Here is a 22024-nt window from a genome sequence, read left to right on the forward strand (position 1 = left end):
GCCGGCACGACCTGCATGCGCTCAGCGCAGATCGCGCGAGGGGCGGCGGCCGAACCACCAGCCCACCAGCAGCTGCAACGGCAGCGATGCCAACAGCGAAATGACGAACCAGAACGGGAAGTCCGCACCCGCCGTCCACATCGCGTAGCCACAGCCCAGCGCGATCAGCGACCAGATCGAGAAGCCATGTGAACGCGGCCAGCACGGTGCGTAATAGGTGGCGAAGGAAATGCCGGCGACGCCACCGAGTACGCTGAAGGCCAGGTCCCACCCCAGCTGCACGCTGTTGCTGTCCGGCGACAGGCCCAGCAACGGCGGCAGCCAGCCGGCGACGCTGCTGACCAGCGCAAGCGACAGCACGCCGCCGATCAGGGCGACGATGGACAGGAACAGGGTCTTGAGCAGGCCAGGCATGCGCGTATTGTACGGCTGCCACAGAGTGCCCGCGTTGCCGGCCAGCGGCCGGTACTACCGAACCGACTGGGGTTTGCCGGCCAGCGGCCGGCACTACCAAACCGACTGGGGTTTGCCGGCCAGCGGCCGGCACTACCGATGGATCGGCATGGCCGCCGTGCCCGTGGGAGAGGGGTACGGAGCAGCGGCGGCCATGCACAGGCAGTCAGGCGGCGAAGTCGAGCACCACGCGGCCTTCGATGGTGCCCGCGTGCATGCGCGCGAACACGTCGTTGATGTTTTCCAGGCGGTCGGTGCTGACCGTGGCTGCGACCTTGCCTTCGGCGGCGAACTGCAGTGACTCCTGCAGATCCAGCCGGGTGCCGACGATCGAGCCGCGCACGGTGATGCCGTTGAGCACCATGCCGAAGATGTCCAGCGGGAAGTTGCCGGGCGGCAGGCCGTTGAGCGAAACGGTACCGCCACGGCGGACCATGCCCAGAGCCTGTTCGAACGCCTTGGGCGACACTGCGGTGACCAGAGCGCCGTGCGCGCCGCCGATCTCCTTCCTGAGGAATGCGGCCGGATCGGTGGTACGCGCGTTCACGGTGATCTGCGCGCCGAGCTGCCGGGCCAATCCCAGCTTGTTGTCGTCCACGTCCACCGCAGCCACATTCAGGCCCATCGCACGGGCGTACTGCACCGCCATGTGGCCCAGGCCACCGATGCCGGAAACCGCCACCCAGTCCCCGGGCTTGGTGTCGGTCACCTTCAGGCCCTTGTAGACGGTCACGCCGGCGCACAGCACCGGCGCGATCTCGACGAAGCCCACTTCCTTCGGAAGCAGGCCGACATAGTTGGCATCGGCCAGTGCGTACTCGGCGAAGCCGCCGTTGACCGAGTAGCCGGTGTTGCGCTGCGTCTCGCACAGCGTTTCCCAGCCACCCAGGCAGTGTTCGCAATGGCCACACGCCGAGTACAACCAGGGGATGCCGACCCTGTCGCCTTCCTTGACGTGCCCTACCCCGCCTCCCACGGCCACGACGTGCCCCACGCCCTCGTGGCCGGGGATGAATGGCGGGTTCGGTTTCACCGGCCAGTCGCCCTCGGCGGCGTGCAGGTCGGTGTGGCAGACGCCACAGGCCTCGATCCTGACCAGCACCTCGCCCGCCCCCGGGCGCGGTACCGAGACTTCCTCGATGACCAGCGGCTTGCCGAACTCGCGCACGACGGCGGCCTTCATGGTGGATTGCATGTTCGGATCTCCGCAGTGCGCTTGCCCACAGAATGACGCCGGCTCGAGGCCGGCGCTTTGATCACGATCAAACCTTTGAAGATCCGTGCAGCAGGTTCAGCTGGCCAGCACCGATGCTTCGCGCGCCAGTCGTTCGATGGCGTCCCAGTCACGGGTCTGCAGCAGCGCCGGGGTGGTCAGCCACGAGCCGCCCACGCACAGCACGTTGGGCAGGTGCAGGAACTGCGGCGCGGTCTGCGCGCTGATGCCACCGGTCGGGCAGAAGCGCACGTCGGCAAACGGGCCGTGCCAGGCCGCCAGCAACGCAGCGCCACCGGCCTGCACCGCCGGGAAGAATTTGAAGGTGTCCGTGCCCTGCTCCAGGCCCAGGATCAGGTCCGAGGCGGTGGCGGCACCGGGCAGGTACGGCAGGTCGGCATCGCGTGCGGCGGCATACAGCGCCGGCGTTGCACCCGGCGACACCGCGAAGCGCGCGCCGGCCTGCTTCGCCGCCTGCATCTGCGTGACGTTGAGCACGGTGCCGGCGCCGATGACAGCATCGGGCACGGCTTCGACCATGGCCTTGATCGCATCCAGCGCCTGCGGCGTGCGCAGCGTCACTTCGATCACCGGCAGGCCGCCGCGGAACAGCGCCTGGGCCACTTCGACCGCCTCATTCACATCTTCGGGGGTGTACACCGGAATCACCGGTGCCAGCTTCAACAGCGCGCGCAGGCGCGGATCAGCGCTGGACATGGTCTTGCTCCTTGCCCGATGGGGCATCGCGGATCGCCGCCGGGTCCGGCAGCGCAGCGGCGCATGATGCCATGCGCGCTGCGAAGGTGCTGGTACCCTGCCCTGCGGCGGATTCAGACTGCGTCGGCCTGCAGTGCCTGGATGCGGCGCTGGTACCAGTCACCCCCAAGCGGGTCGAACACCGCGGAACGCTCCATCGGCGCTTCGTATACATGCACCGAAATGGCCAGGGCTTCATCGCTGGCATTGCGCAGGGTGTGGTATTCGTGAGGTGGAATGAGGCTGCCGGCGCTGCCGCAGCCGCCGCGCAGCGCGGCGTGGCGTCGGAAGCGCCAGCGTTCGCCGGCGCACTCCAGCAGCTCGTAACGGGTGATCTCCAGTTCCCCCAACCACACGCCCTCCACACACCACATGGCATCGTGGTCGTGCAGCGGCGTGCCCTGCCCTGGGCCCCAGCTCATGGCAATCACGCTGTAGCCGTGTTCCTGGCTGTGGTACAGCGGGCGTCGCGCGTAATGATCACTGACCGGACGGTGCACGCATTCGGGTAGCTCGATGCGGCTGTCCGCGATGGCTTCCTGCAGCGCCAGCTGCAGGTCGGCGGTGATGCGCCCGGCATCACCGGAGGTCATCGCCGCGTCGACTGCGGCGATCAACCGGTCGCGGCCACGGAACGCCGGAAACGGAGAAGTCTGCAGGTCCATGCCCCGACTGTAGCGGAGCATGGTTAAGGGAATGTTGGTGTTCGCGCGCGTGGCACCCGCATTCATGGCAAGCACGCGTGAAAAACGGTTCAGATGCAAACGCAGTAGAGCGATCACAATGGAACCTCACGCGGTGGAACGTGTCGAACGCGGTCTGTGCCGCTCCAGCTGCGACATTCCGCAACTTCGCGCCCAACGGGCGCAAGGCTAGAATTCTCCGACTTACCTGGTTCTATACATGTCAGTGCGAAATATGAGCGATGCCGCGTTGCCGGCATCGAAAGGCAAGGCTGCCACGATCAACGACATCGCACGACTGTCGGGAGTTTCCAAGAAAACGGTTTCAAGAATCATCAACAACTCGCCGCTGGTGCGCAAAGACACCCGCGACAAGGTCGAGGCGTTGATGCGCGAGGTCGGTTACGTGCCCGACCCCCTGGCGCGCGGACTCGCGTTCCGCCGTTCCTTCCTGATCGGGCTGGTGTACGACGACCCCGGCGCCCAATGCATTGTCGACCTGCAGCACGGCGCGCTGGAAGCGCTGCGCGGCACCGGCTATGAGCTGGTGGTGCATCCCTGCGACAGCCAGGACCCGGAGTGCGCGCAGGGCGTGCGCCGCTTCGTGCAGCAGCAGAAGCTGCATGGGGTGATCCTCGGCCCGCGTGCATCCGAATCGGTTGCACTCGCGCAGATGCTGGACGACATCGACTGCCGCTACGTGCGGATCAACGCGCATGCGTCGGAAGAAGACGTGCAGGCGGTGGTCACCCACGATCGCGATGGCGCGGCAGCAGCAGCGGGCTACCTGCTCTCGCTCGGCCACCGCGACATCGCGGTGATCGCCGGACCGGGTGACCGGCGCGCGGCGCGTGAGCGTACCCATGGCTTCCTTGACCGGTTGGCCCAGGTGGGGCTGACCTTGCCGGGCGAGCGCGTGCTGGAAGCGGGCGACACCTTCGAATCCGGCGTGCATGCCGCCGAACGGTTGCTGCTGGGGGAACGCCGCCCCAGTGCGATCTTCGCCGGCAATGACGAGATGGCGGCTGGTGTCTACCAGGTCGCGCTGCGTGCGGGTATTGCCGTGCCACAGCAGCTGTCGATCGTCAGCTACGACGACAGCCCGCTGGCCTCGCGGCTGTGGCCGCCGCTGACCTCGGTGCGTCGCCATGTGTCCGATATCGGCCGCGTGGCCGCGTCGATGCTGGTGCAGGCCGACGTGCCGGATGCGCCGACCGCAGCCAGCGTGCATCCGCAGTTGATGGTGCGCGGTTCCTGCCGCGCCGTGGACGCCTGAGTGCCCTGCCCTCGCCTGCGCCGCTGCAATGGCGCAGGCAGGCAACAACGAAAACGGCGCATCCAGGTGCGCCGTTCTCCTTTCAATGCGAAGCGCTGTACGCCGTGTGCTTACACGTCGCCGCCGTCGGCCCAGCCTTCGCCGGTGCCCTTCTGGAACACGCGGTCATCGCCCTGCACGTCACCGGCCGGCAGATGCGCCTGGCTGGCCAGTGCCGCGTAGATCGGGGTGAAGTCCGGCGACGTCGCCTGCATCAGCTGTTCGAAGCTGTCGATGACGAAGTAGGTCTTCTGGAAAGTGTCGATGCGGTACTTCGTGCGCATGATCCGCTGCAGGTCGAAACCGATGCGGTTGGGCGCGGCCGATTCCAGCGAGTACAGCGACTCGCCCTTCGACGACACGATGCCGGCGCCGTAGATGCGCAGGCCTTCGGGCGTATCGATCAGGCCGAACTCCACCGTGTACCAGTACAGGCGGGTCAGGTTCTGCAGTGCATCCGGGCCGATCGCGTGGGCTTTGACGCCGCCACGGCCGTACGCCTCCATGTAGTCGGCGAACACCGGGTTCATCAGCAGCGGCACGTGGCCGAACAGATCGTGGAACAGGTCCGGCTCGGCGATGTAATCAATCTGGTCCGGGCGACGGATCCACCAGGTCACCGGAAAACGGCGATTGGCCAGGTGGTCGAAGAAATCCAGTTCCGGCAGCAGGCCTTCAACGCCGACCAGGGTCCAGCCGGTGGCGGCGCCGAGTACTTCATTGAGCTGGTCGAAGCGCGGAATCATGTGCGCGCTCATGCCCATCTCGTCCTGTGCATCCAGGAACTCCTGGCAGGCGCGGCCGACCAGCAGCTCGCGCTGGCGCTGGTACAGCGTGCTCCAGGTGGCGTGGTCGTCGGCGGTATAGGTGTCCCACGGCTGCTCGACGAGCGCGGTGGTGTACACCGGCACGTAGCCCTTGTCGGTCTGCTGGTGTTCGACGCGGCGGGGCTGGGCGAGGTCCATGGGGCACTCCTTGACGGGATGCCTACGATGCTAGGGCAGAGCACGCGCAACAGGGTTGCAAAAGTTGCGCCCGTTGGCCCTGTTGGCGCAATATCCTTGCGTACTCACCATGTTGCGGGGCAACAATGGCCGGAGAAGTCCAGTTTGATCGCACGGATATACGCCTGCTGGCTGAAATCCAGCGGGATGGGCGCGCCACCAACGCCGAACTGGCGGCGCGGGTGAATCTTTCGCCTTCGGCCTGCCTGCGGCGGTTGCAGCGGCTGGAAAGCGAGGGTGTGATCGTCGGCTATGGCGCGCGGCTGGAGCCGCGGCAGCTGCGGCTGGGCCTGCAGGCCTTCGTGCGCGTGCAGCTGGAAAAGCACGACCAGGCCGCCATCGGCCACTTCGTGGACAGCGTGCAAGCGTGGGACGAGGTGGTGGCCTGCCATGCGCTGACCGGCGACATGGACTACCTGCTGCACGTCTACGTGCGCGACCTGGAGCACTTCTCGCGCTTCCTGCTGGACCGGTTGCTCAACGCCGGTGGCGTGGCCGATGCCAATTCCAGCTTCGTGCTGCGCACGGTGAAGGGCTTCCAGGCACTGCCGCTTTCGCAGCTGGAGTCCTGAGCGGCCACCGGGCATGCCCGGTGGCCAGGCATCAAGGGATCAGCACTTGTCCTTGCGGCCCATCAGCTTGCCCAGGCGCGAGGCTTCCTCGCACTTCGGTGCGGCTACCGGTGCCGGTGCCGCTGCGGCGGCGCGTGCGCGCTGCAGCTGCTGGATCCTGGCGCGGATCTGCGGCATCGCGGCCATCGCGGCCTTTTCGCCTTCCAGGATCGCCGTGCCGCGCTGGCTGAAATCGGCAGCGCCGATGTCCAGCACCTTCGGCCGGATGACGATGTCGGCGCGTGCCAGTTCCTGTTCGCCCAGGCGCTGGCCCATGATCGAGATGGACTGGTTGACGATGCCCAGCATGTCGGTCGGCGCCTTGCCGCTGGCCTTGCTGGAGATGTCCACGGCGATCACGAAGTCGGCGCCGAGCTGGCGCGCGGCATCCACCGGCACCGGGCTGACCACACCGCCATCGATGTAGTTGCGACCACCGATCTTCACCGGTTCGAACACGCCGGGAATGCTGCTCGACGCACGCACCGCCTGGCCGACGTTGCCGCGCACGAAGATCGCCCGCTCGCCGGTTTCCAGCTGGGTGGCGACGGCGGCGAACGGCTTCTTCAGGCGTTCGGCCGGACGGTTGGCAACCTGTTCGTTGACGTAGTCCTGCAGCTTCTGGCCCTGCACCAGGCCACCGGAGAACAGCCGCACGTCGCGGATGCTGGCTTCATCCAGCGCCACCGCCTTGCTCTGCATCTGGAACGCGTCCATGCCGCTGGCGTACAGCGCGCCGACCACGCTGCCGGCACTGGTGCCGGACACCACCGCCGGTTCGAAGCCATTGGCCTCCAGCATCTTGATCACGCCGATGTGGGCAAAGCCCTTGGCCGCGCCACCGCCGAGTGCGATGCCGATCTTCACCGGCTTGGCCTGGGGCACCACGGTCGGCGCCGGCGGCGGCGTAGGGCGGACCGGATCGCCACCGCAGCCGGCCAGCAGGCCGATCAGGGCGACGGACAGCAGCATGCGGGTGCGGAACAGGCTCATCGGCAGTGCGCTCGCGGCGCCGGATTCAGGAAAGGGCGCCAGCATACCGAAGCCGTGGCGGGGCGGGCAGGGTGGGAAATATCGCCCATTCATAAAGGTAGTGCCGGCCGCTGGCCGGCAACCATAGGGAAACTGGCAACGGTCCATGGGGTTGCCGGCCAGCGGCCGGCACTACCGGGATGCGCGCCAAGGTCCATGGGGCTGCCGGCCAGCGGCCGGCACGACCGGAGGCGGTCAGAAGCGGTTGTCGCCGTCCAGCATCCGGCCCAGGCCGCCCAGTACCGAACCCTCGCCGCGGTTCTGGCCACCGCCCTGCGGCGCGGCCATCCACATGCGGCCGGCCAGGCGCGAGAACGGCAGCGACTGCAGCCAGACCTTGCCTGGGCCGGTCAGCGTGGCCAGGAACACGCCCTCGCCGCCGAACAGCATGCTCTTGATGCCCGCAACACGGCGCACGTCCATGTCCACGGTCGGGTGGTAGGCCACCACGCAGCCGGTATCCACGTCCAGGCGCTCGCCGGCAGCCAGCTCGCGTTCCACCACGCAGCCGCCGGCGTGGATGAACACCCAGCCGTCGCCTTCCAGCTTCTGCATGATGAAACCCTCACCACCGAACAGGCCGGTCATGATCTTGCGCTGGAACTGCACGCCGATCTGCACGCCGCGCGCACCGGCCAGGAAGCTGTCCTTCTGGCAGATCAGGCGGCCGCCGTGCTGGTCCAGTTTCATCGCCAGCACCGTGCCCGGGTAGGGCGCAGCGAAGGCGACCTTGCCCTTGCCGTGCCCGCTCTGCGTGTAGACGGTGGCGAACAGGCTCTCGCCGGTCAGCACGCGCTTGCCGGCGGCCATCACCTTGCCCATGAAGCCGCCGCCCTGGTCGCCGTTGGCGGCGCCGAACACCGTGTCCATCTGTACCGTGGCGTCCTTGAACATCAATGCGCCGGCCTCGGCGATGGCGCTCTCGCCGGGGTCGAGCTCGATCTCCACGAACTGCATTTCATGGCCGACGATGCGGAACTCGATGTCGTCGGCGCGGCTGCTGGCGCCGGCGGGGACCGGCGGTGGGGTGTTGGGCATGCCCGGGGCCGCCGCCTGCAGCTCGGCCACCTCGGCGATCGGTGTCCACCCGCTCATGCCCTGGCACCAGGCCAGCGCGCGCGGATTGGCCTGCGCGTAGCGGCGCGCGGCCTCGTCATCAAGCGGGCCGATGCGCTCGGCCTGGGCGGAGGCATGGAAGTACCACTGGGTCATGGCGGCGGGTCCGTCGCGTTGGAAACCCCGAGTCTAGCGAGCGCCCGGGGGCGCCGGCGACGGGGCCATGAACGGCGGGCATTTGCGGCGTAGGTGCTGTATTGCAACAATTATCTGGTAGCGCCGTTTTACCACCCCTCCAAACACAGCCTACCGCCATGTCCCCGACCCGTACTTCCCGTGGCCGCCTTCCGGTCGCGCGCCCCCTCGTTGCCGCTCTTTCCGCCCTGCTGCCGCTGGTAGCAGCCGCTCAGGAAACCCCCGCCGCCAAGGATCCGGTTGCCCTCGATGCCCTGCAGGTGACCGCGCAGCGCCGCGTCGAGAACGCCAAGGACGTACCGGTCGCACTGAGCGCGATCCAGGGCGAGAAGCTGGATGTGCTCGGCTCGGCCGGCGATGACATCCGCTTCCTGGCCGCGCGCGTGCCCAGCCTCAACATCGAGTCGTCCTACGGCCGTGCCTTCCCGCGCTTCTACATCCGCGGCCTGGGCAACACCGATTTCGACCTCAATGCTTCGCAGCCGGTGTCGCTGGTGTATGACGACGTGGTGCAGGAAAGCCCGCTGCTGAAGGGCTTCCCGCTGTTCGACCTGGCCAACGTGGAAGTGCTGCGTGGCCCGCAGGGCACGCTGTTCGGCCGCAATACCCCGGCCGGCGTGGTCAAGTTCGATTCGGCGCGACCGTCGCAGGATGCCGACGGCTACGTGCGCGTGGGCTACGGCAGCTACAACAGCTGGAACGTGCAGGGCGCCTACGGCGGCCCGCTGACCGACCGCTGGTCGGCACGTGTCTCGGCGATCTACCAGCGCCGCGATGACTGGGTCGACAACACCCGCGCCGGTGCCCCCAACAGTGGTTTCGAAGGCTATGACGAAGCCGCCGGCCGCGTGCAGTTCCTGTACGAAGGCGACGACTTCGAAGCGCTGTTCAACCTGCACAAGCGCAAGCTCAACGGCACCGCCCGCCTGTTCCGCGCCAACATCATCCAGAAGGGTGGCAATTCGCTGGTCGAGAACTTCGACCGCGACAAGGTGGCCAACGACGGCGTCAACTTCTCCGACCTGGAAACCTGGGGCGGCAGCGCGCGCCTGCAGTGGAACCTCGACTCGGTGACGTTGCATTCGATCACCGGCTACGAGACCGCCGAATCGCTCAACCGTGGCGACATCGACGGCGGCTACGGTGCGGCCTTCCTCGGTGCCGGCAACTACGGCCCGGGCCTGATTCCATTCTCGTCGGAGTCGGCCGACGGCCTGCCGCACCACCGCCAGTGGACGCAGGAAGTGCGGATCGAGTCCAACGAGTGGGGCCGCTTCGACTGGCAGGCCGGCGTCTTCTACTTCGATGAAGACGTGACCATCAACAACTTCAACTACGACTCGCTGACCCCGGGCAATCCACAGACCGGCCACGTGGTGCAGAACCAGCGCAACAAGGCGTGGGCGGTGTTCGCTTCGGGCGACTTCGATGTCACCGATCGCTTCAAGCTGCGCGCCGGCGTGCGCTACACCCAGGACAAGAAGGACTTCAGCGCCAGCGTGCTGCAGGCCGTTCCGTTCGGCACCCCGGTCAGCGGCCCGTACCTGGCCAACACCGACGTCAACGACGTCAGCTGGGATGTCAGCGGCGTCTACAAGCTGACCGACGACATCAACGCCTACGCCCGCGTGGCCAAGGGTTTCCGCGCACCGTCGATCCAGGGCCGCCTGGCCTTCGCGCCGGGCCTGTCGCAGGCCGATTCGGAGAAGGTCATCTCGTATGAAGCCGGCATCAAGGCCGACCTGTTCGAGCGCCGCGCGCGCCTGGGCCTGAGCGTGTTCCGCTACAACGTCGATGGCCAGCAGCTGATCGCGGTGGGTGGCAGCAACAACACCGCCACCCTGCTCAACGCCGACAAGACCATCGGCCAGGGCGTGGAACTGGACCTGGAAGCCTACCTGGCCGACAACGTCCTGCTGACCTTCGGCAGCAGCTACAACGACACCGAGATCAAGGACAAGGATCTGGCGGTGGCGATCTGCGGCGGTGGCTGCACCATCAACGACCCGACCACGGTGATCAACGGCCAGACCTATGCGCTGGTGAACGGCAACCCGCTGCCGCAGGCGCCGAAGTGGATCCACAACGCGACCCTGCGCGTGGGCTTCCCGCTCAGCGATGGCAGCGAGCTGTACGCCTACACGGACTGGGCCTACCGCAGCGCGGTGAACTTCTTCATCTACGAGTCGCCGGAATTCCGCGGCCGTAGTTCGCTCGAAGGCGGCCTGCGCCTGGGCTACAACTGGGATTACGGCCAGTACGACGTAGCCGTGTTCGGCCGCAACCTGACCAACCAGACCCGCGTGGTCGGTGCGATCGACTTCAACAACCTGACCGGCTTCCTCAACGAGCCGCGTACCTGGGGCGTGGAGTTCACCGCGAAGTTCTGATGCGGTGGCTGCGTTGATGCAATGAAGAAGGGCCGGCGCAATGCCGGCCCTTCTTCCTTACGCCCATTGGTAGTGCCGGCCGCTGGCCGGCAACGAGTGATCCGGCGCGCGCTTACAGCGCGCTCTGCGGGCGCACCTTCAGCACCGCATTCTCGGTAGTGCAATCGCGGCTGGAGTGCAGGCCGGCCTTGCGTGCGGCGGCGATTTCCTTGCGTGCGGCCAGCAGGTCCTTGTTGAATGCAGCGTTGTCGTGCAGGCGGGCCACCGCGGCGGCGCCCATGAAGCGGCCTTCGAGGATGTCGCTCTGCCAGTGCACGTTGCAGACCAGGCGGCTCTCGCCGTAGTTGCGGCCACGGGCCTGGATGGCATCGGCGCGGTCCGGCGCGATCTCGGACAGGATCAGTGCCCAGGCCCAACCGATCGAGGTGTGGCCGGACGGGTAGGAACCGTTCTTGCGCAGACCTTCCTCGTCCTTCGGCGAGCAGGTCGGTTCACCGTTGACCATGAACGGGCGCGGGCGCTGGTAGTGGTTCTTGGCTGCCTTGGTCGCCGCACTGGCGTCGATCCGGCTGCGCTCCAGCAGGCGATACAGCGCCGGGGTCTTCACCGCATCGACGTCGATGTCGGCGGCGCAGGAGAAGTGGTTGGCGCCCTCGGGGAAACCGAGTTCCGCATCGACACCGGCCTGGGCGAAGCGCGGGCTGCCACGCAGCGCGCGGGCTTCACGGCTGACCTGCTCGTCCAGGGCGAGCGCGGCCGAACCGGCCACCGGTGGAGCCGGTACCAGGTCGAGGCTGGCTGGAACCGCGCTCTTGTCCAGATAACCCACCGCCTTGGTGGTGATGTTGGCTTCGACGGCGGTCGGCTTGGTGGCGGTGGCGGCACAGCCGGCCAGGGCCGCGACGACGGCAAGGCCGAGCAGCGGGCGGGCAGGGTGGGAAATCAGCGACATGGACAGGCTCCGGGAGGGAAAACAACGCGCCATGATCGCAGCCCCCATACGACACTGCAGTGGCCATCGGTCATACGGCCAGACCCGGCATGGTCATTGTCGCGATATGAAAAGCGTCATCGTTTGACGTCAGTCTCCTGATTCCGGGCGCAGCGCACGGACTTTCACGCCGCTGCACCGCGAGCATCGGCACAACGGCAAGCGCCAGGGCCGTCCAGTTCCAGCCGGGTCGGGGGGATCCGAAGACAGAGGGAGAGAAGCGATGCGCAGCACCGCAACAGGAAGTACCGTCCTGGCCCTGCTCCTCGGGCTTGCAACAGCGCAGGCGCAGGCCGCCGACGTGGTCGGCGTGGCCTTCGTGCATGGCACCGGCGCGCAGACCAACGCCACCCAGGACTACTGGCAGCCGGCGATCATCGACACCGTGCGCCAGGGCCTGCCGAACAGCAGCAACTACGTGGTCATCAACTGTGACTTCACCCAGTACATGTGGAAGCCCGAAGCTGCCGGTTGCCTGGCCAACCAGCTGACCAGCTTCATCGACAGCCGTGGCATCACCCAGCTGGTGGTGATCACCCATTCCAACGGCGGCAACGTGGTGCGCTGGATCCTGTCCAACCCGACCTACGACAGCCGCTATCCGAAGATCATCCGCACGGTGCGCAAGGTCACCGCGCTGGCACCTTCCTCGGCGGGTACGCCGTTGGCCGATGCGGTACTCAACGGCAACACCTTTGAAACCTCGCTGGGCTGGCTGCTGGGCTACAAGAACGACGCGGTGCGCCAGCAGCAGGTGGCGAGCATGGCCACCTACAACGCGCAGAACCTGTATGGCACGGCCGGTCGCCCGGCGCTGCCCAAGCCGTTCCGCGCGGTGGTCGGCAGCGACGTGGAATCGGCGGTGTGGGACAGCAACAGTTACTGCGGCGGCTATGCCGCCAACGTCGGCCTGGAGTTCACCCAGAACTGGCTGTCGTCCTGCTCCGATGGCTTCCTGGAGTGCAGCAGCCAGAAGGCCGCCGGCACCACCTGGTTCACTGACAAGGCGCGTACCCAGGGCGCAGAACCGCTCAGCCACAACCAGAGCCGCCGCGAGTGCTTCGGCCTCGGCACCCTGCTGCGCAACGACCTGACCCAGTGAGGGAGACGACCATGACGATTCAATCCACCCTGCTGGCCGGCGCCGTGCTGGCAGTACTGTCCCTTTCCGCAGCGCAGGCCGCGCAGCCACTGCAGGCCGTCCGCGCAGGCGATCAGGTGCCCGCGGCGCTGGTTGCCGCGCCGATGCCGGCCGATGACAGCGAACGCGCGCCGCTGTCCTTTGCCTGGGCCTTGGACCCGGCGCAATCGCTGCAGGCGGCTACGCCGTATGCCTCGGTCAGCCGCAGCTACTGGCAGCAGGTCGATGGCGCCCAGCTGCAACGCGGCCTGGAGTTGCCGCTGACGGCGCCCGACGCGGTGATCCAGCTGAGCCCGGCCGAAGGCGCGCGGGCAGTGCCGGCGAATGCGTTGCAAGTGCGCGACCCGGCGGGCCGCAGCAGCGTGGCCCGCAGTGTCGACGCGCGCGCGCTGCAGCAGGCCGGCATGCCGGTGAGGGATGGCAGCAGCATGCTGCGCACCGGCGCGACCGGTGCCGCCGGTGCGTACACGCTGCAGAGCGCGCAGGCACAGGGTCGCTACGTGGTGCAGGTGCTGGAGCCGAACAGCCCGCTGCGGCTGGAAGTGCAGGCCAACCAGGCGCAGGTGCTGGCCGGTGGCAACGTGCAGTTGCAGGCACGCCTGCTGGAAGACGGCGCCAACACCGCGCAGCTGGCCTCGCGTCGTGGCGGCCTGGGCGGTGAAGCCCTGCTGGTCGCGCCCGATGGCCGCAGCTGGCCGCAGCGGTTGCTGCGCACCACCGATGGTGCCCTGCGTGCGCAGGTGCGGATTCCGGCTGATGTCGGCAACGTGCAGGGGCTGTGGGAACTGCAGGTGTTCGCCCAGGCCGATGGTGTGCTGCGCGATGGCAAGGTGGCCTTCGCGGTGGCGCGGCCCACTGCGCGCTTCAGTGGCCAGGCGGCACCGGACCCGGCCAGCCGCCAGGTAGCGCTGCCGCTGCAGGTGGCCGCCGCCGGTCGTTACGAGGCGCGTGGCACGTTGTATGCCACCGGCCGCGATGGCCAGCTGAAGCCGGTGGCGCAGGCGCACGCGGCCGCGTGGTTCGATGGACCGGGCGCGGGCCAGCTGGTGCTGCCGTTCGACCAGGCCGCGTTGCCGGTTGGGTTCGGTGCGCCGTACGAGTTGCGCGACCTGCAGCTGCAGGATCAGAGCCGGATGGCACCGATCGAGTCACGCGCGCTGGCGTTGAGGTTCTGAGCAAGGCGGTGGCGGGCCGGAACATCCGGCCCGCTGCACCGGCATGGCGACGGAATGGCATCGCGACGGGAATGGCGTGACGGCGGGAATGACACCACGACGGGAATGACACCACGACGGGGTAGAGTCGACTGTTAGTCGACTGCCTTTCGCCTGGATCGCAAAGATCCCGCGCTGCGCGCGATAGTCGACCAACAGTCGACTCTACCGCCGTCGGTCTCCCAGGCCCGCCGGTTTCCAGGCTCCTTGTTTCCTCCGAGGGCTCCGCCTCACCCCGCGTACGCGGTCAGCCGGCCTTCCTGCTCGCACACGGTGATCGCGCCACCGAACACCGCCGACAGCGGCGCGCTGCGCAGCAGTTCGGCGCGGGTGCCATCAGCCAGCACACGGCCGTCGCGCAGCAGCACCACGCGTTCGATCTCGGGAATGATCTCTTCGATGTGGTGGGTCACCAGCACCAGGGTGATGCCCTGCTGCGCCAGCACCCGCATGGTCGCCACCAGCTGCTCGCGGGCGACCAGGTCCAGCCCGGTGGAGGGTTCGTCCAGCAGCAGTGCCTGCGGCCGGTTGACCAGCGCGCGGGCGATCAGCACGCGGCGGGTCTCGCCGGCCGACAGCTCGGCATAGGCGCGTTCGCGCAGGGACAGGGCGCCGGTCATCGCCAGTGTCTCGCCGACGCGCGTGCGCATGTTGGCGGTCACTTCGCGGAAGGCCGGCACCACGTAGCTGGCGAAGAAGCCGGACAGCACCGCCTGTTCCACGGTCAGCCCGGGCATGTCGGCCAGGTTGCTGCTGAGGTCGCCGGTGACGATGCCCAGCTGCGAACGCAGCCGGTCCACCTGCCAGCGGTTCTGGCCCAGCACCTTCACCGCCACCGAGCCGTCTCCCTGTGCAAGGGGATACAGTTCGCGGGTGATCAGCTTGATGAAGGTCGACTTGCCGCAGCCGTTGGGGCCGAGCAGGGCGGTGTGCTGGCCCTGCGCAATGCGCAGGCTGAGCCCGTGCAGCACCTTCACCTGGCCGCGCACCACGGTGGCGCGGTCCAGTTCGATCAAGGGGGGCAGCTCCGCCAGGGGCGGGGCGGCGGTCATGGTGCTGGCGCGTGGATCAAGGCTCGACAACTCAGGTCCCCAACTGTGAACGGTGCCACGGATGACGGTGGCAATCACCGCCGCAGGGATGCAGTTTGCAACGCAAGCGCCCATGATGTCTGCCATCCCCGCGTCGATACGGAGAGCCGCCATGCCCGATGCCCTGATGTCCCTGTTGACCGGTGGTGTGCTCGGCCTCGGCTGGTGGGCCATGCTGGGCGTGCTGCTGGTCTTCACCCAGATCACCATCTTCTCGGTGACCCTGTACCTGCACCGCAGCCAGGCCCATCGCGGCGTCGATTTCCACCCGGCGCTGGCCCACGTGTTCCGTTTCTGGCTGTGGCTGACCACCTCGATGATCACCCGCGAGTGGGTGGCCATCCACCGCAAGCACCACGCCAAGGTGGAGACCGAGGACGACCCGCACAGCCCGGTCACCCGCGGCATCGACAAGGTGTTCTGGCACGGCGTGGAGCTGTACCGGGAGGCACGCGGCATGCGCGCGGACATCGATCAGTACGGGCGCGGTACCCCGGATGATGCGATCGAGCGCCATTTGTATACCCCGCACGCCACGCTGGGCCCGGTGCTGCTGCTGGCGATCAACAGCGTGCTGTTCGGCCTGCCCGGCGTGGCCCTGTGGGCGATCCAGATGGCGTGGATCCCGTTCTGGGCGGCCGGCGTGGTCAATGGCCTGGGCCACTGGTGGGGCTACCGCAACTACGAATCGGCCGATACCTCCACGAACCTGACGCCGTGGGGGTTCTGGATCGGTGGTGAGGAGCTGCACAACAACCATCATGCCTTCCCCAGCTCGGCGCGCTTCGCGATGCGGCGCTGGGAGTTCGACATCGGCTGGAGTGCGATCCGCCTGCTGCAGGCGCTGCGTCTGGCCAAGGTGCTTCGCGTTGCACCGGCCATGGACGTACGCCCGAACATCGCCGTGCCCGATGCCGAGACCCTGAAGGCGCTGCTCTCGCACCGCTTCCAGGCGATGACCGACTACCAGCGCAACGTGTTCATGCCGGCCCTGCGCGAGGAAGCCGCCCACGCTGGGGCCAAGCTGCGGCGCCTGCTGCCGCGCCGGCTGCGCCGTGGCCTGGTCAACGATGGCCGCTGGCTGAAGCCGGACAGTCGTGCCCAGCTCAGCGAATGGGTGGCACAGCGCCCGCGCATCCGCACCCTGGTCGAGTACCGCGCGCGGTTGGCGGCGCTGCTCGAGGCCCGCGGCCACGATGCCGCCGAGCGCCTGCACCAGCTGCAGGCCTGGTGCCGCGAGGCCGAGGAAAGCGGAATCGCGGCGCTGCAGGCCTACGCTGCGCGATTGAAGGGCTACAGCCTGGTGGGCGCGTGAGGGCAGGGTACGGCGTTCTGCTGGCGGTGCTGCTGCCGGGTGCGGCGCTGGCCCAGGTCACCGATACCGCCAGCTACCTGCAGCGGATGGACAGCGATGGCGACGGCAAGGTCAGCGAGGCCGAGTACGTGCAGTGGATGCTGTATGCCTTCGACCGCATGGACCGCAATGGCGATGGCGTGCTGAGCGCCGACGAGCTACCCGGTGGCAAGGGCAGGGCGATCCGCCGCGAGCAGCAGCGGCAGGTGATCGTGCAGCGCTTCCATAAGCAGGATGCCAACGGTGATGGTGTCCTGGATGCCCGTGAACTGGCGGCGCCGCCACGCTGAGCGGGCGTAGAATCGGTTCATGCCTGAACTGCCCGAAGTCGAAACCACCCGCCGCGGCCTGGCGCCGCACCTGCAGGGCCGCCGCGTGCACGGCGTGATCCTGCGCCGCGCCGACCTGCGCTGGCCGATTCCGCCGGAAGTGGCCGAGCTGCTGCCGGGGCAGCGCATCGAGGACATCCGCCGTCGCGCCAAGTACCTGCTGCTGGACACCGCCATCGGCAGCGCCGTGCTGCACCTGGGCATGTCCGGCAGCCTGCGTGTGCTGCCCGGCGATACCCCGCTGCGCGCGCACGACCATGTGGATATCAGCCTGGACAACGGCCGCCTGTTGCGCTTCAACGACCCGCGCCGCTTCGGCAGCCTGCTGTGGCAGCCGGCCGGCGAAGTCCACCCGCTGCTGCAGGGGCTGGGCCCGGAGCCGCTGGACGATGCCTTCGACGGGGACTACCTGTTCGCCCGCAGCCGTGGCCGCAGCGCGCCGGTGAAGACCTTCCTGATGGACCAGGCGGTGGTGGTGGGCGTGGGCAACATCTACGCCGCCGAGAGCCTGTTCAAGGCCGGCATCAGTCCGCTGCGCGAGGCTGGGAAAATCTCGCGCGAGCGCTACCAGCGGCTGGCCGATGCGGTGAAGGAGATCCTCGGCTACGCCATCACCCGTGGTGGCACCACCCTGCGTGACTTCATCAGCCCCGATGGCGCGCCGGGTTACTTCGAGCAGGAACTGCTGGTGTACGGCCGTGACGGGCTGCCGTGCCCGAACTGTGGCCGCGCGCTGAAGCACGCCACCATCGGCCAGCGCGCCAGCGTCTGGTGCAGCCACTGCCAGCGCTGAGGCGGGCGGCCAGCGGCAGCTGAACGGGCAGGGCACGTCTCCGCTGCCCGTTAACGTTTGTCTGCCTATGATGGCCGACCTTCCCCTCTGTGCCTGACGCGCCTGCATGCAACGACGCGACTTCATCCGCAATGCCTCCCTCGCCCTGGCTGCATTCGGCCTGCCGTCCCTGCCCGCGTGCGCGGCCAGCAGGAGCGGCCAGATGGGCCTGCGCCGCCTCGGCCAACCGCAGCCGTTCGACTTCGCCACCCTGAAGGGCCAGGCCCGCGCGCTGGCACAGGCGCCCTACAAGAGCCACAAGCGGGTGCTGCCGGGCCGCCTGGAAGGGCTGGACTGGGACCAGTACCAGTCGATCGGTTACCGCCAGGACCATGCGCTGTGGGCCGACCAGCCGGGCAAGTTCCAGGCCAAGTTCTTCCACCTGGGCCTGTACTTCCATTCGCCGGTGCGCATGTTCGACGTGGTCGACGGCAAGGCGCAGGAGCTGGCCTATGACGGCGCGGCCTTCAACTACGGCAAGAGCGGCATCAAGGACGGCGAGCTGCCGGCCGATCTCGGCTTCGCCGGTTTCCGCCTGAACACCCGCAAGGACACCGATCGCGATTTCGCCGCCTTCCTCGGCGCCAGCTACTTCCGCGCGGTCGGCAAGGAAGGCCAGTACGGCCAGTCCGCGCGTGGCCTGGCAATCGATACCGGCATGGGCAAGCCGGAGGAATTCCCGGACTTCATCGCCTATTACCTGGAACAACCCTCGGCTGATTCGGACACGATCGTGGTCTACGGCCTGCTGGATTCGCCCAGCGTGGCCGGCGCCTATCGCTTCGCGATCACCAATGGCGACGTGCTGCTGATGGACATCGACAGCGCGCTGTACCCGCGCAAGGCGATCGAGCGGTTGGGCATCGCCCCGTGCACCAGCATGTACCAGGTGGGCGAGAACGACCGCCGCATGGCCTGGGACTGGCGCCCGGAGATCCACGACACCGACGGCCTGTCGCTGTGGACCGGTGCCGGCGAATGGATCTGGAGGCCGCTGCTGAACCCGCGCAACCTGCGCTTCAACATGTTCGTGGACCGCAACCCGCGCGGCTTCGGCCTGCTGCAGCGGGACCGCAACTTCGACCACTACCAGGATGACGGCGTGTTCTACGAGAAGCGCCCGTGCCTGTGGGTGGAGCCGAAGGGCGAATGGGGCGAGGGCTCGGTGCAGCTGGTGGAGATCCCCACCGTGGACGAGACCTTCGACAACATCGTGGCGTTCTGGAACCCGAAGGAAAAACCGCAGCCGGGCCAGGAACTGCTGGTCGGCTACCGCCTGTACTGGGGTGCCGAACCGCCGGCACGGCCGCCGCTGGCGCACTGCGTGGCCAGCCGCACCGGCCTGGGCGGCGTGGTCGGCAAGAAGCGCGAGTACTTCAGCTGGCGCTTCGCGGTGGACTTCGAAGGTGGCGAGCTGGCCAGGCTGATCGACAAGGGCGAGGTCGAGGCGGTGGTGGAAGCCAGCCGCGGCCGGGTCGAGATCGTGTCGGCGCGTCCGCTGCGCGAGATCAACGGCTACCGCGCGATGTTCGACCTGGTGCCGCCGGAGGGCAGTACCGAGCAGATCGACATCCGCCTGTTCCTGCGCAGTGGCGGCAAGACCCTGACCGAGACCTGGCTGTACCAATACACCCCGCCGCCGGCGGGTGCGCCGGAGCGCACGCTGTACTGAGTGGTTTGGGATTGCAGGGCTTGCAGCCCTGCACCTGCCGAGGCCAAAGCAACAGCAACAGCCGAAGCAGAAGCTGGTTTCCTGAGGGTAGGCGGGGCGGGTCCGGTGGCGGGAGACGCCGTAAACCCGTCCATGGGGGCTTGGCCGCGGCATCCATGCCGCGGACACTCCCGCCACCGGACCCACCCCGCCTTCGACAGACCTCCGCGATCTGTCGGAGCACGGGGTCGGATCCCGTTGCTGCGCAACGGGCTCTGACCCCAGATGAATTTCGATAGATGAATTTCGATATCTGACAGATGTGCCGACCAACGGTCGGCACCCACCAACAGCCGCGTGAAACTGTCAGAGGTGGGGCGGTGTCGGAGTGCGGGGTGTCAGCCGCATGGATGCGGCTGCCAAGCTTACAGGGACGTACTTGCAGCGTCCCCGCAGTCCGACACCGCCCCGCCATCACACGCAATGTCAGCTCTTGCTGTTGCTGTTGCCGGCCAGCGGCCGGCACTACCGCGGGTGCAGGGCTGCAAGCCCTGCAAAAGAACACCCTTTACAGCGGCAGGGGCGCCTGCGCCGGATCGATCCGCCCTTCACCGCGGGTGATCTTCTTGAACTCGGCACGGCTGACCGACACGTAGCGGTCGTTGCCACCGATCTCCACCTGCGGGCCATCCTTCACCGCATGGCCATGTTCGTCCACGCGTACCGTCATCGTTGCCTTCTTGCCGCTGTGGCAGATGGTCTTGATCTCCTGCATCTCGTCGGCCCAGGCCAGCAGGTACTGGCTGCCCTCGAACAGCTCGCCGCGGAAATCGGTGCGCAGGCCGTAGCACAGCACCGGAATGCGCAGCTGGTCGACCACCTCGCTGAGCTGCCAGACCTGTGCGCGCGTGAGGAACTGCGCTTCATCCACCAGCACGCAGCCCATCGGGCCGTTGGCGGCCAGGTCCTGTTCGACCCAGTGCTGCAGGTCCGTGTCACGGTCGAAGGCCATGCCGTCCGCACGCAGGCCGATACGCGAGGCCACCACGCCGGCGCCGGCACGATCATCCAGGCGCGGGGTCAGGATCGCCACCCGCATGCCGCGTTCGCGGTAGTTGTGCGCGCTCTGCAGCAGGGTCGTGGTCTTGCCGGCGTTCATCGCCGAATAGTAGAAATAGAGCTTGGCCATCGCCCAATTCTAGTCGTCCACCGCCTTGTCGTCGCGGACCGCGTCCGGCCGTCCTATCTCGACGCTGGGGGTCAGCGCGGGGCGCCAGTAGTTGTCCTGCAGGCACCAGTAGTCGGCGGCGCGCCAGTAGTCGTTGTCGTAGACGATGCTGCCCGGCGTCACGATGCCCTGCTCGTTGCCGCGGCGCTGGACGACGATCAGGCCGGAGCTCACGTAACCGAGGCGGCTGCCGGTGATCTGCTGGCGGCCGTCCCTGAGGGCGCGCTCCATGCGAGGCTTGGCCACGCGGTCGCCATAGTCGGCATAGACCTGCTGGCCGCGCTCGATCGCCTGTGCCTGCTGCAGTGCGTCCAGGCGTGCCCAGTAGTGCTCCCGCAGCACCAGGAAGTCGTGATACATGCGCTCGGCGGCCAGGTCCATCCAGATGTAGGCCATCACCGGATCGGCCCGGGTACCGACGCCCTCCTGGTACAGCCGCGCCACCATGGCCTGGGAGAACTTGTCGGCGTAGCGCGCCGAACGCTTGTAGTAGTCCAGCGCCCTGGCGGGCTGTCTGTCCCGTTCGGCCCGCTGGGCCATGCTGCGCCAGAACAGGTCCGGATGGGCATCGAAGAAGCCTCCGGTCAGGACGGTTGGCGGGATCTGCCGCGGGGCCTCCACCGGGCATTCCCTGGCGGTCACGGCAGCGGCCATCGACAGGCCCAGCAGCAGGCAGAAGAGTGGAGCTTGCTTCGCTTTCATATGATTCGCCCTCCTGGCAATGACCATGGAATACGAACGTCAGCGCCCCGCGCCTTCCACGGGGCTGAGTGGGCCGACCTCGACGCTGCGGCCGCGGAATTCCTGTTCCCAGATGCGGTCCTGCATGCACCAGTACGCCGCAGGGTCCCAGTAGGCATCGCGATAGTAGTCATCGCCACGGGTGGGCCAGCCGGCTTCCGGACCGTCGGACAGTTCCACCTGCAGCATCGAGCTGACCCAGCCGGTACGGCTGCCGGTCATGCGGCTGCGGTCCACGCGCATGGCAGCCTCCATGCGCGGCTTGGCCGTGGCATCGCCGTAGGCCGCATACAGCGCCGGTCCTTCGGCGAGCACCCGTTGCCGCTGCGCGGCATCCAGGCGGTTCCAGTAGCGCTCGCGCTCCAGCAGCAGGTCGCGGTAGCCGCGTTCGGCGGCGAGGTCCATCCAGATGTAGGCCAGCACCGGATCAGGGGCGGTACCCGTGCCTTCCTGGTACATGCGCGCGACCAGCGACTGCGACAGCTTGTCGGCGTGCGCGGCCGCCCGCTTGAAACGCACCAGCGCATGATCGGGCCGGCCCTGGCGCCACGACTGCAGGCCCAGCTCGCGCCAGTGCAGGTCAGGATGAGCCTGCAGGAAGCCCGGGGTCATCAGCGCCGACCGCAACGATGCGCCAGCATCGGGCGCGCAGTCCGCACTGCGGGCAGCCAACGGCGCCAGCAGCAACAGCAGGGTGCCCAGCAGGGCGGCAGGGGCGGTCGGGCGCATGCACCTGGCTCCAGT

At 67.8% G+C, this 22024-nt stretch carries 21 protein-coding genes; 9 read left to right on the plus strand and 12 right to left on the minus strand.

What is annotated here, in order from left to right:
* Window positions 1–21: 21 nt before the first annotated feature.
* From AC5P99_RS08730 to AC5P99_RS08745, 4 genes are all read right to left on the minus strand, one after another.
* Entirely contained in the window at window positions 22–414 is a 393-nt protein-coding gene (locus tag AC5P99_RS08730) for a hypothetical protein (RefSeq protein ID WP_005411776.1), read from the minus strand.
* 205 nt (window positions 415–619) lie between these two features.
* Window positions 620–1648 (minus strand): alcohol dehydrogenase AdhP, encoded by a 1029-nt coding sequence (gene adhP / locus AC5P99_RS08735; RefSeq protein WP_461292380.1) that lies wholly within the window; start codon window positions 1646–1648, stop codon window positions 620–622.
* 96 nt (window positions 1649–1744) lie between these two features.
* The gene (gene eda / locus AC5P99_RS08740) at window positions 1745–2383 is read right to left on the minus strand and encodes a bifunctional 4-hydroxy-2-oxoglutarate aldolase/2-dehydro-3-deoxy-phosphogluconate aldolase (protein ID WP_049450082.1); all 639 of its coding nucleotides are present in this window, start codon (window positions 2381–2383) and stop codon (window positions 1745–1747) included.
* A 113-nt stretch (window positions 2384–2496) separates the two neighbouring features.
* On the minus strand, window positions 2497–3087 hold the full coding sequence (locus tag AC5P99_RS08745) for a cysteine dioxygenase family protein (RefSeq protein ID WP_005411799.1): 591 nt from the start codon (window positions 3085–3087) through the stop codon (window positions 2497–2499).
* A 238-nt stretch (window positions 3088–3325) separates the two neighbouring features.
* Here AC5P99_RS08745 and AC5P99_RS08750 point away from each other — a divergent pair, with 238 nt between their 5' ends.
* Window positions 3326–4381, plus strand: a complete 1056-nt coding sequence (locus tag AC5P99_RS08750; protein ID WP_231336669.1) for a LacI family DNA-binding transcriptional regulator — start codon at window positions 3326–3328, stop codon at window positions 4379–4381.
* Between the two features lie 110 nt (window positions 4382–4491).
* Here AC5P99_RS08750 and phhA read toward each other — a convergent pair whose 3' ends face one another.
* Window positions 4492–5385, minus strand: a complete 894-nt coding sequence (gene phhA / locus AC5P99_RS08755) for a phenylalanine 4-monooxygenase (RefSeq protein WP_033833531.1) — start codon at window positions 5383–5385, stop codon at window positions 4492–4494.
* A 125-nt stretch (window positions 5386–5510) separates the two neighbouring features.
* On the opposite strand from phhA, the gene AC5P99_RS08760 reads away from it, so the two are divergent.
* Window positions 5511–5996, plus strand: coding sequence for an Lrp/AsnC family transcriptional regulator (locus AC5P99_RS08760; RefSeq protein ID WP_005411782.1), 486 nt, complete (start codon window positions 5511–5513; stop codon window positions 5994–5996).
* Window positions 5997–6035: 39 nt separating this feature from the next.
* Here AC5P99_RS08760 and AC5P99_RS08765 read toward each other — a convergent pair whose 3' ends face one another.
* Both AC5P99_RS08765 and AC5P99_RS08770 read right to left on the minus strand, forming a co-directional pair.
* Window positions 6036–7028 (minus strand): patatin-like phospholipase family protein, encoded by a 993-nt coding sequence (locus AC5P99_RS08765; protein ID WP_495213051.1) that lies wholly within the window; start codon window positions 7026–7028, stop codon window positions 6036–6038.
* Between the two features lie 234 nt (window positions 7029–7262).
* A complete protein-coding gene (locus tag AC5P99_RS08770) occupies window positions 7263–8279 on the minus strand; it encodes a TIGR00266 family protein (protein WP_049449735.1) in 1017 nt (338 codons plus the stop codon).
* Between the two features lie 158 nt (window positions 8280–8437).
* Between AC5P99_RS08770 and AC5P99_RS08775 the strand changes: the two genes are divergently transcribed.
* Window positions 8438–10708 (plus strand): TonB-dependent receptor, encoded by a 2271-nt coding sequence (locus AC5P99_RS08775; protein ID WP_495213052.1) that lies wholly within the window; start codon window positions 8438–8440, stop codon window positions 10706–10708.
* 112 nt (window positions 10709–10820) lie between these two features.
* Here AC5P99_RS08775 and AC5P99_RS08780 read toward each other — a convergent pair whose 3' ends face one another.
* The gene (locus AC5P99_RS08780) at window positions 10821–11660 is read right to left on the minus strand and encodes an acid phosphatase (RefSeq protein WP_005411807.1); all 840 of its coding nucleotides are present in this window, start codon (window positions 11658–11660) and stop codon (window positions 10821–10823) included.
* Window positions 11661–11922: 262 nt separating this feature from the next.
* Here AC5P99_RS08780 and AC5P99_RS08785 point away from each other — a divergent pair, with 262 nt between their 5' ends.
* On the plus strand, window positions 11923–12801 hold the full coding sequence (locus AC5P99_RS08785; protein ID WP_005411808.1) for a lipase family protein: 879 nt from the start codon (window positions 11923–11925) through the stop codon (window positions 12799–12801).
* 11 nt (window positions 12802–12812) lie between these two features.
* The gene (locus AC5P99_RS08790; RefSeq protein WP_495213053.1) at window positions 12813–14015 is read left to right on the plus strand and encodes a DUF4785 domain-containing protein; all 1203 of its coding nucleotides are present in this window, start codon (window positions 12813–12815) and stop codon (window positions 14013–14015) included.
* Between the two features lie 269 nt (window positions 14016–14284).
* On the opposite strand, the gene AC5P99_RS08795 is transcribed toward AC5P99_RS08790, so the two are convergent.
* Window positions 14285–15106 (minus strand): ABC transporter ATP-binding protein, encoded by an 822-nt coding sequence (locus AC5P99_RS08795; RefSeq protein WP_495213054.1) that lies wholly within the window; start codon window positions 15104–15106, stop codon window positions 14285–14287.
* Window positions 15107–15257: 151 nt separating this feature from the next.
* On the opposite strand from AC5P99_RS08795, the gene AC5P99_RS08800 reads away from it, so the two are divergent.
* The 4 genes from AC5P99_RS08800 (at window position 15258) to AC5P99_RS08815 (ending at window position 19332) form a co-directional block, all read left to right on the plus strand.
* On the plus strand, window positions 15258–16460 hold the full coding sequence (locus tag AC5P99_RS08800) for a DesA family fatty acid desaturase (protein ID WP_495213055.1): 1203 nt from the start codon (window positions 15258–15260) through the stop codon (window positions 16458–16460).
* Window positions 16457–16789, plus strand: a complete 333-nt coding sequence (locus AC5P99_RS08805; RefSeq protein WP_043035298.1) for an EF-hand domain-containing protein — start codon at window positions 16457–16459, stop codon at window positions 16787–16789. The genes AC5P99_RS08800 and AC5P99_RS08805 overlap by 4 nt, the downstream gene beginning before the upstream one ends.
* A 19-nt stretch (window positions 16790–16808) precedes the next feature.
* Complete coding sequence (gene mutM / locus AC5P99_RS08810; protein WP_005407488.1) at window positions 16809–17621, plus strand: bifunctional DNA-formamidopyrimidine glycosylase/DNA-(apurinic or apyrimidinic site) lyase; 813 nt, start codon at window positions 16809–16811, stop codon at window positions 17619–17621.
* A gap of 106 nt (window positions 17622–17727) precedes the next feature.
* A complete protein-coding gene (locus AC5P99_RS08815; protein ID WP_012478684.1) occupies window positions 17728–19332 on the plus strand; it encodes an OpgD/OpgG family glucan biosynthesis protein in 1605 nt (534 codons plus the stop codon).
* Window positions 19333–19879: 547 nt separating this feature from the next.
* Here the strand turns inward: AC5P99_RS08815 and AC5P99_RS08820 are convergent.
* From AC5P99_RS08820 to AC5P99_RS08830, 3 genes are read right to left on the minus strand one after another with little or no spacing between them, the layout of a single operon-like run.
* Window positions 19880–20500: a thymidine kinase gene (locus AC5P99_RS08820; RefSeq protein ID WP_005407490.1), complete on the minus strand. Its 621-nt coding sequence runs from the start codon at window positions 20498–20500 to the stop codon at window positions 19880–19882.
* Between the two features lie 9 nt (window positions 20501–20509).
* Window positions 20510–21241 carry a sel1 repeat family protein gene (locus AC5P99_RS08825; protein WP_495213056.1) on the minus strand — a complete coding sequence of 244 codons (732 nt, stop codon included), beginning with the start codon at window positions 21239–21241 and terminating at the stop codon, window positions 20510–20512.
* A gap of 39 nt (window positions 21242–21280) precedes the next feature.
* Entirely contained in the window at window positions 21281–22009 is a 729-nt protein-coding gene (locus AC5P99_RS08830; RefSeq protein WP_005411816.1) for an SEL1-like repeat protein, read from the minus strand.
* Between the last annotated feature and the right edge of the window lie 15 nt (window positions 22010–22024).

This window comes from Stenotrophomonas sp. YJH_SMC_80, from assembly GCF_059372495.1.

Excerpts from the sequence above, each read along its gene's own strand:
- adhP (WP_461292380.1), bottom strand. The coding sequence starts at position 1,648 with ATGCAATCCACCATGAAGGCCGCCGTCGTGCGCGAGTTCGGCAAGCCG.
- AC5P99_RS08785 (WP_005411808.1), top strand. The coding sequence starts at position 11,923 with ATGCGCAGCACCGCAACAGGAAGTACCGTCCTGGCCCTGCTCCTCGGG.
- AC5P99_RS08745 (WP_005411799.1), bottom strand. The coding sequence starts at position 3,087 with ATGGACCTGCAGACTTCTCCGTTTCCGGCGTTCCGTGGCCGCGACCGG.
- eda (WP_049450082.1), bottom strand. The coding sequence starts at position 2,383 with ATGTCCAGCGCTGATCCGCGCCTGCGCGCGCTGTTGAAGCTGGCACCG.
- AC5P99_RS08780 (WP_005411807.1), bottom strand. The coding sequence starts at position 11,660 with ATGTCGCTGATTTCCCACCCTGCCCGCCCGCTGCTCGGCCTTGCCGTC.
- AC5P99_RS08795 (WP_495213054.1), bottom strand. The coding sequence starts at position 15,106 with ATGACCGCCGCCCCGCCCCTGGCGGAGCTGCCCCCCTTGATCGAACTG.
- AC5P99_RS08760 (WP_005411782.1), top strand. The coding sequence starts at position 5,511 with ATGGCCGGAGAAGTCCAGTTTGATCGCACGGATATACGCCTGCTGGCT.
- phhA (WP_033833531.1), bottom strand. The coding sequence starts at position 5,385 with ATGGACCTCGCCCAGCCCCGCCGCGTCGAACACCAGCAGACCGACAAG.
- AC5P99_RS08820 (WP_005407490.1), bottom strand. The coding sequence starts at position 20,500 with ATGGCCAAGCTCTATTTCTACTATTCGGCGATGAACGCCGGCAAGACC.
- AC5P99_RS08730 (WP_005411776.1), bottom strand. The coding sequence starts at position 414 with ATGCCTGGCCTGCTCAAGACCCTGTTCCTGTCCATCGTCGCCCTGATC.
- AC5P99_RS08830 (WP_005411816.1), bottom strand. The coding sequence starts at position 22,009 with ATGCGCCCGACCGCCCCTGCCGCCCTGCTGGGCACCCTGCTGTTGCTG.
- AC5P99_RS08770 (WP_049449735.1), bottom strand. The coding sequence starts at position 8,279 with ATGACCCAGTGGTACTTCCATGCCTCCGCCCAGGCCGAGCGCATCGGC.
- mutM (WP_005407488.1), top strand. The coding sequence starts at position 16,809 with ATGCCTGAACTGCCCGAAGTCGAAACCACCCGCCGCGGCCTGGCGCCG.
- AC5P99_RS08815 (WP_012478684.1), top strand. The coding sequence starts at position 17,728 with ATGCAACGACGCGACTTCATCCGCAATGCCTCCCTCGCCCTGGCTGCA.
- AC5P99_RS08825 (WP_495213056.1), bottom strand. The coding sequence starts at position 21,241 with ATGAAAGCGAAGCAAGCTCCACTCTTCTGCCTGCTGCTGGGCCTGTCG.
- AC5P99_RS08765 (WP_495213051.1), bottom strand. The coding sequence starts at position 7,028 with ATGAGCCTGTTCCGCACCCGCATGCTGCTGTCCGTCGCCCTGATCGGC.
- AC5P99_RS08750 (WP_231336669.1), top strand. The coding sequence starts at position 3,326 with ATGTCAGTGCGAAATATGAGCGATGCCGCGTTGCCGGCATCGAAAGGC.
- AC5P99_RS08775 (WP_495213052.1), top strand. The coding sequence starts at position 8,438 with ATGTCCCCGACCCGTACTTCCCGTGGCCGCCTTCCGGTCGCGCGCCCC.
- AC5P99_RS08790 (WP_495213053.1), top strand. The coding sequence starts at position 12,813 with ATGACGATTCAATCCACCCTGCTGGCCGGCGCCGTGCTGGCAGTACTG.
- AC5P99_RS08800 (WP_495213055.1), top strand. The coding sequence starts at position 15,258 with ATGCCCGATGCCCTGATGTCCCTGTTGACCGGTGGTGTGCTCGGCCTC.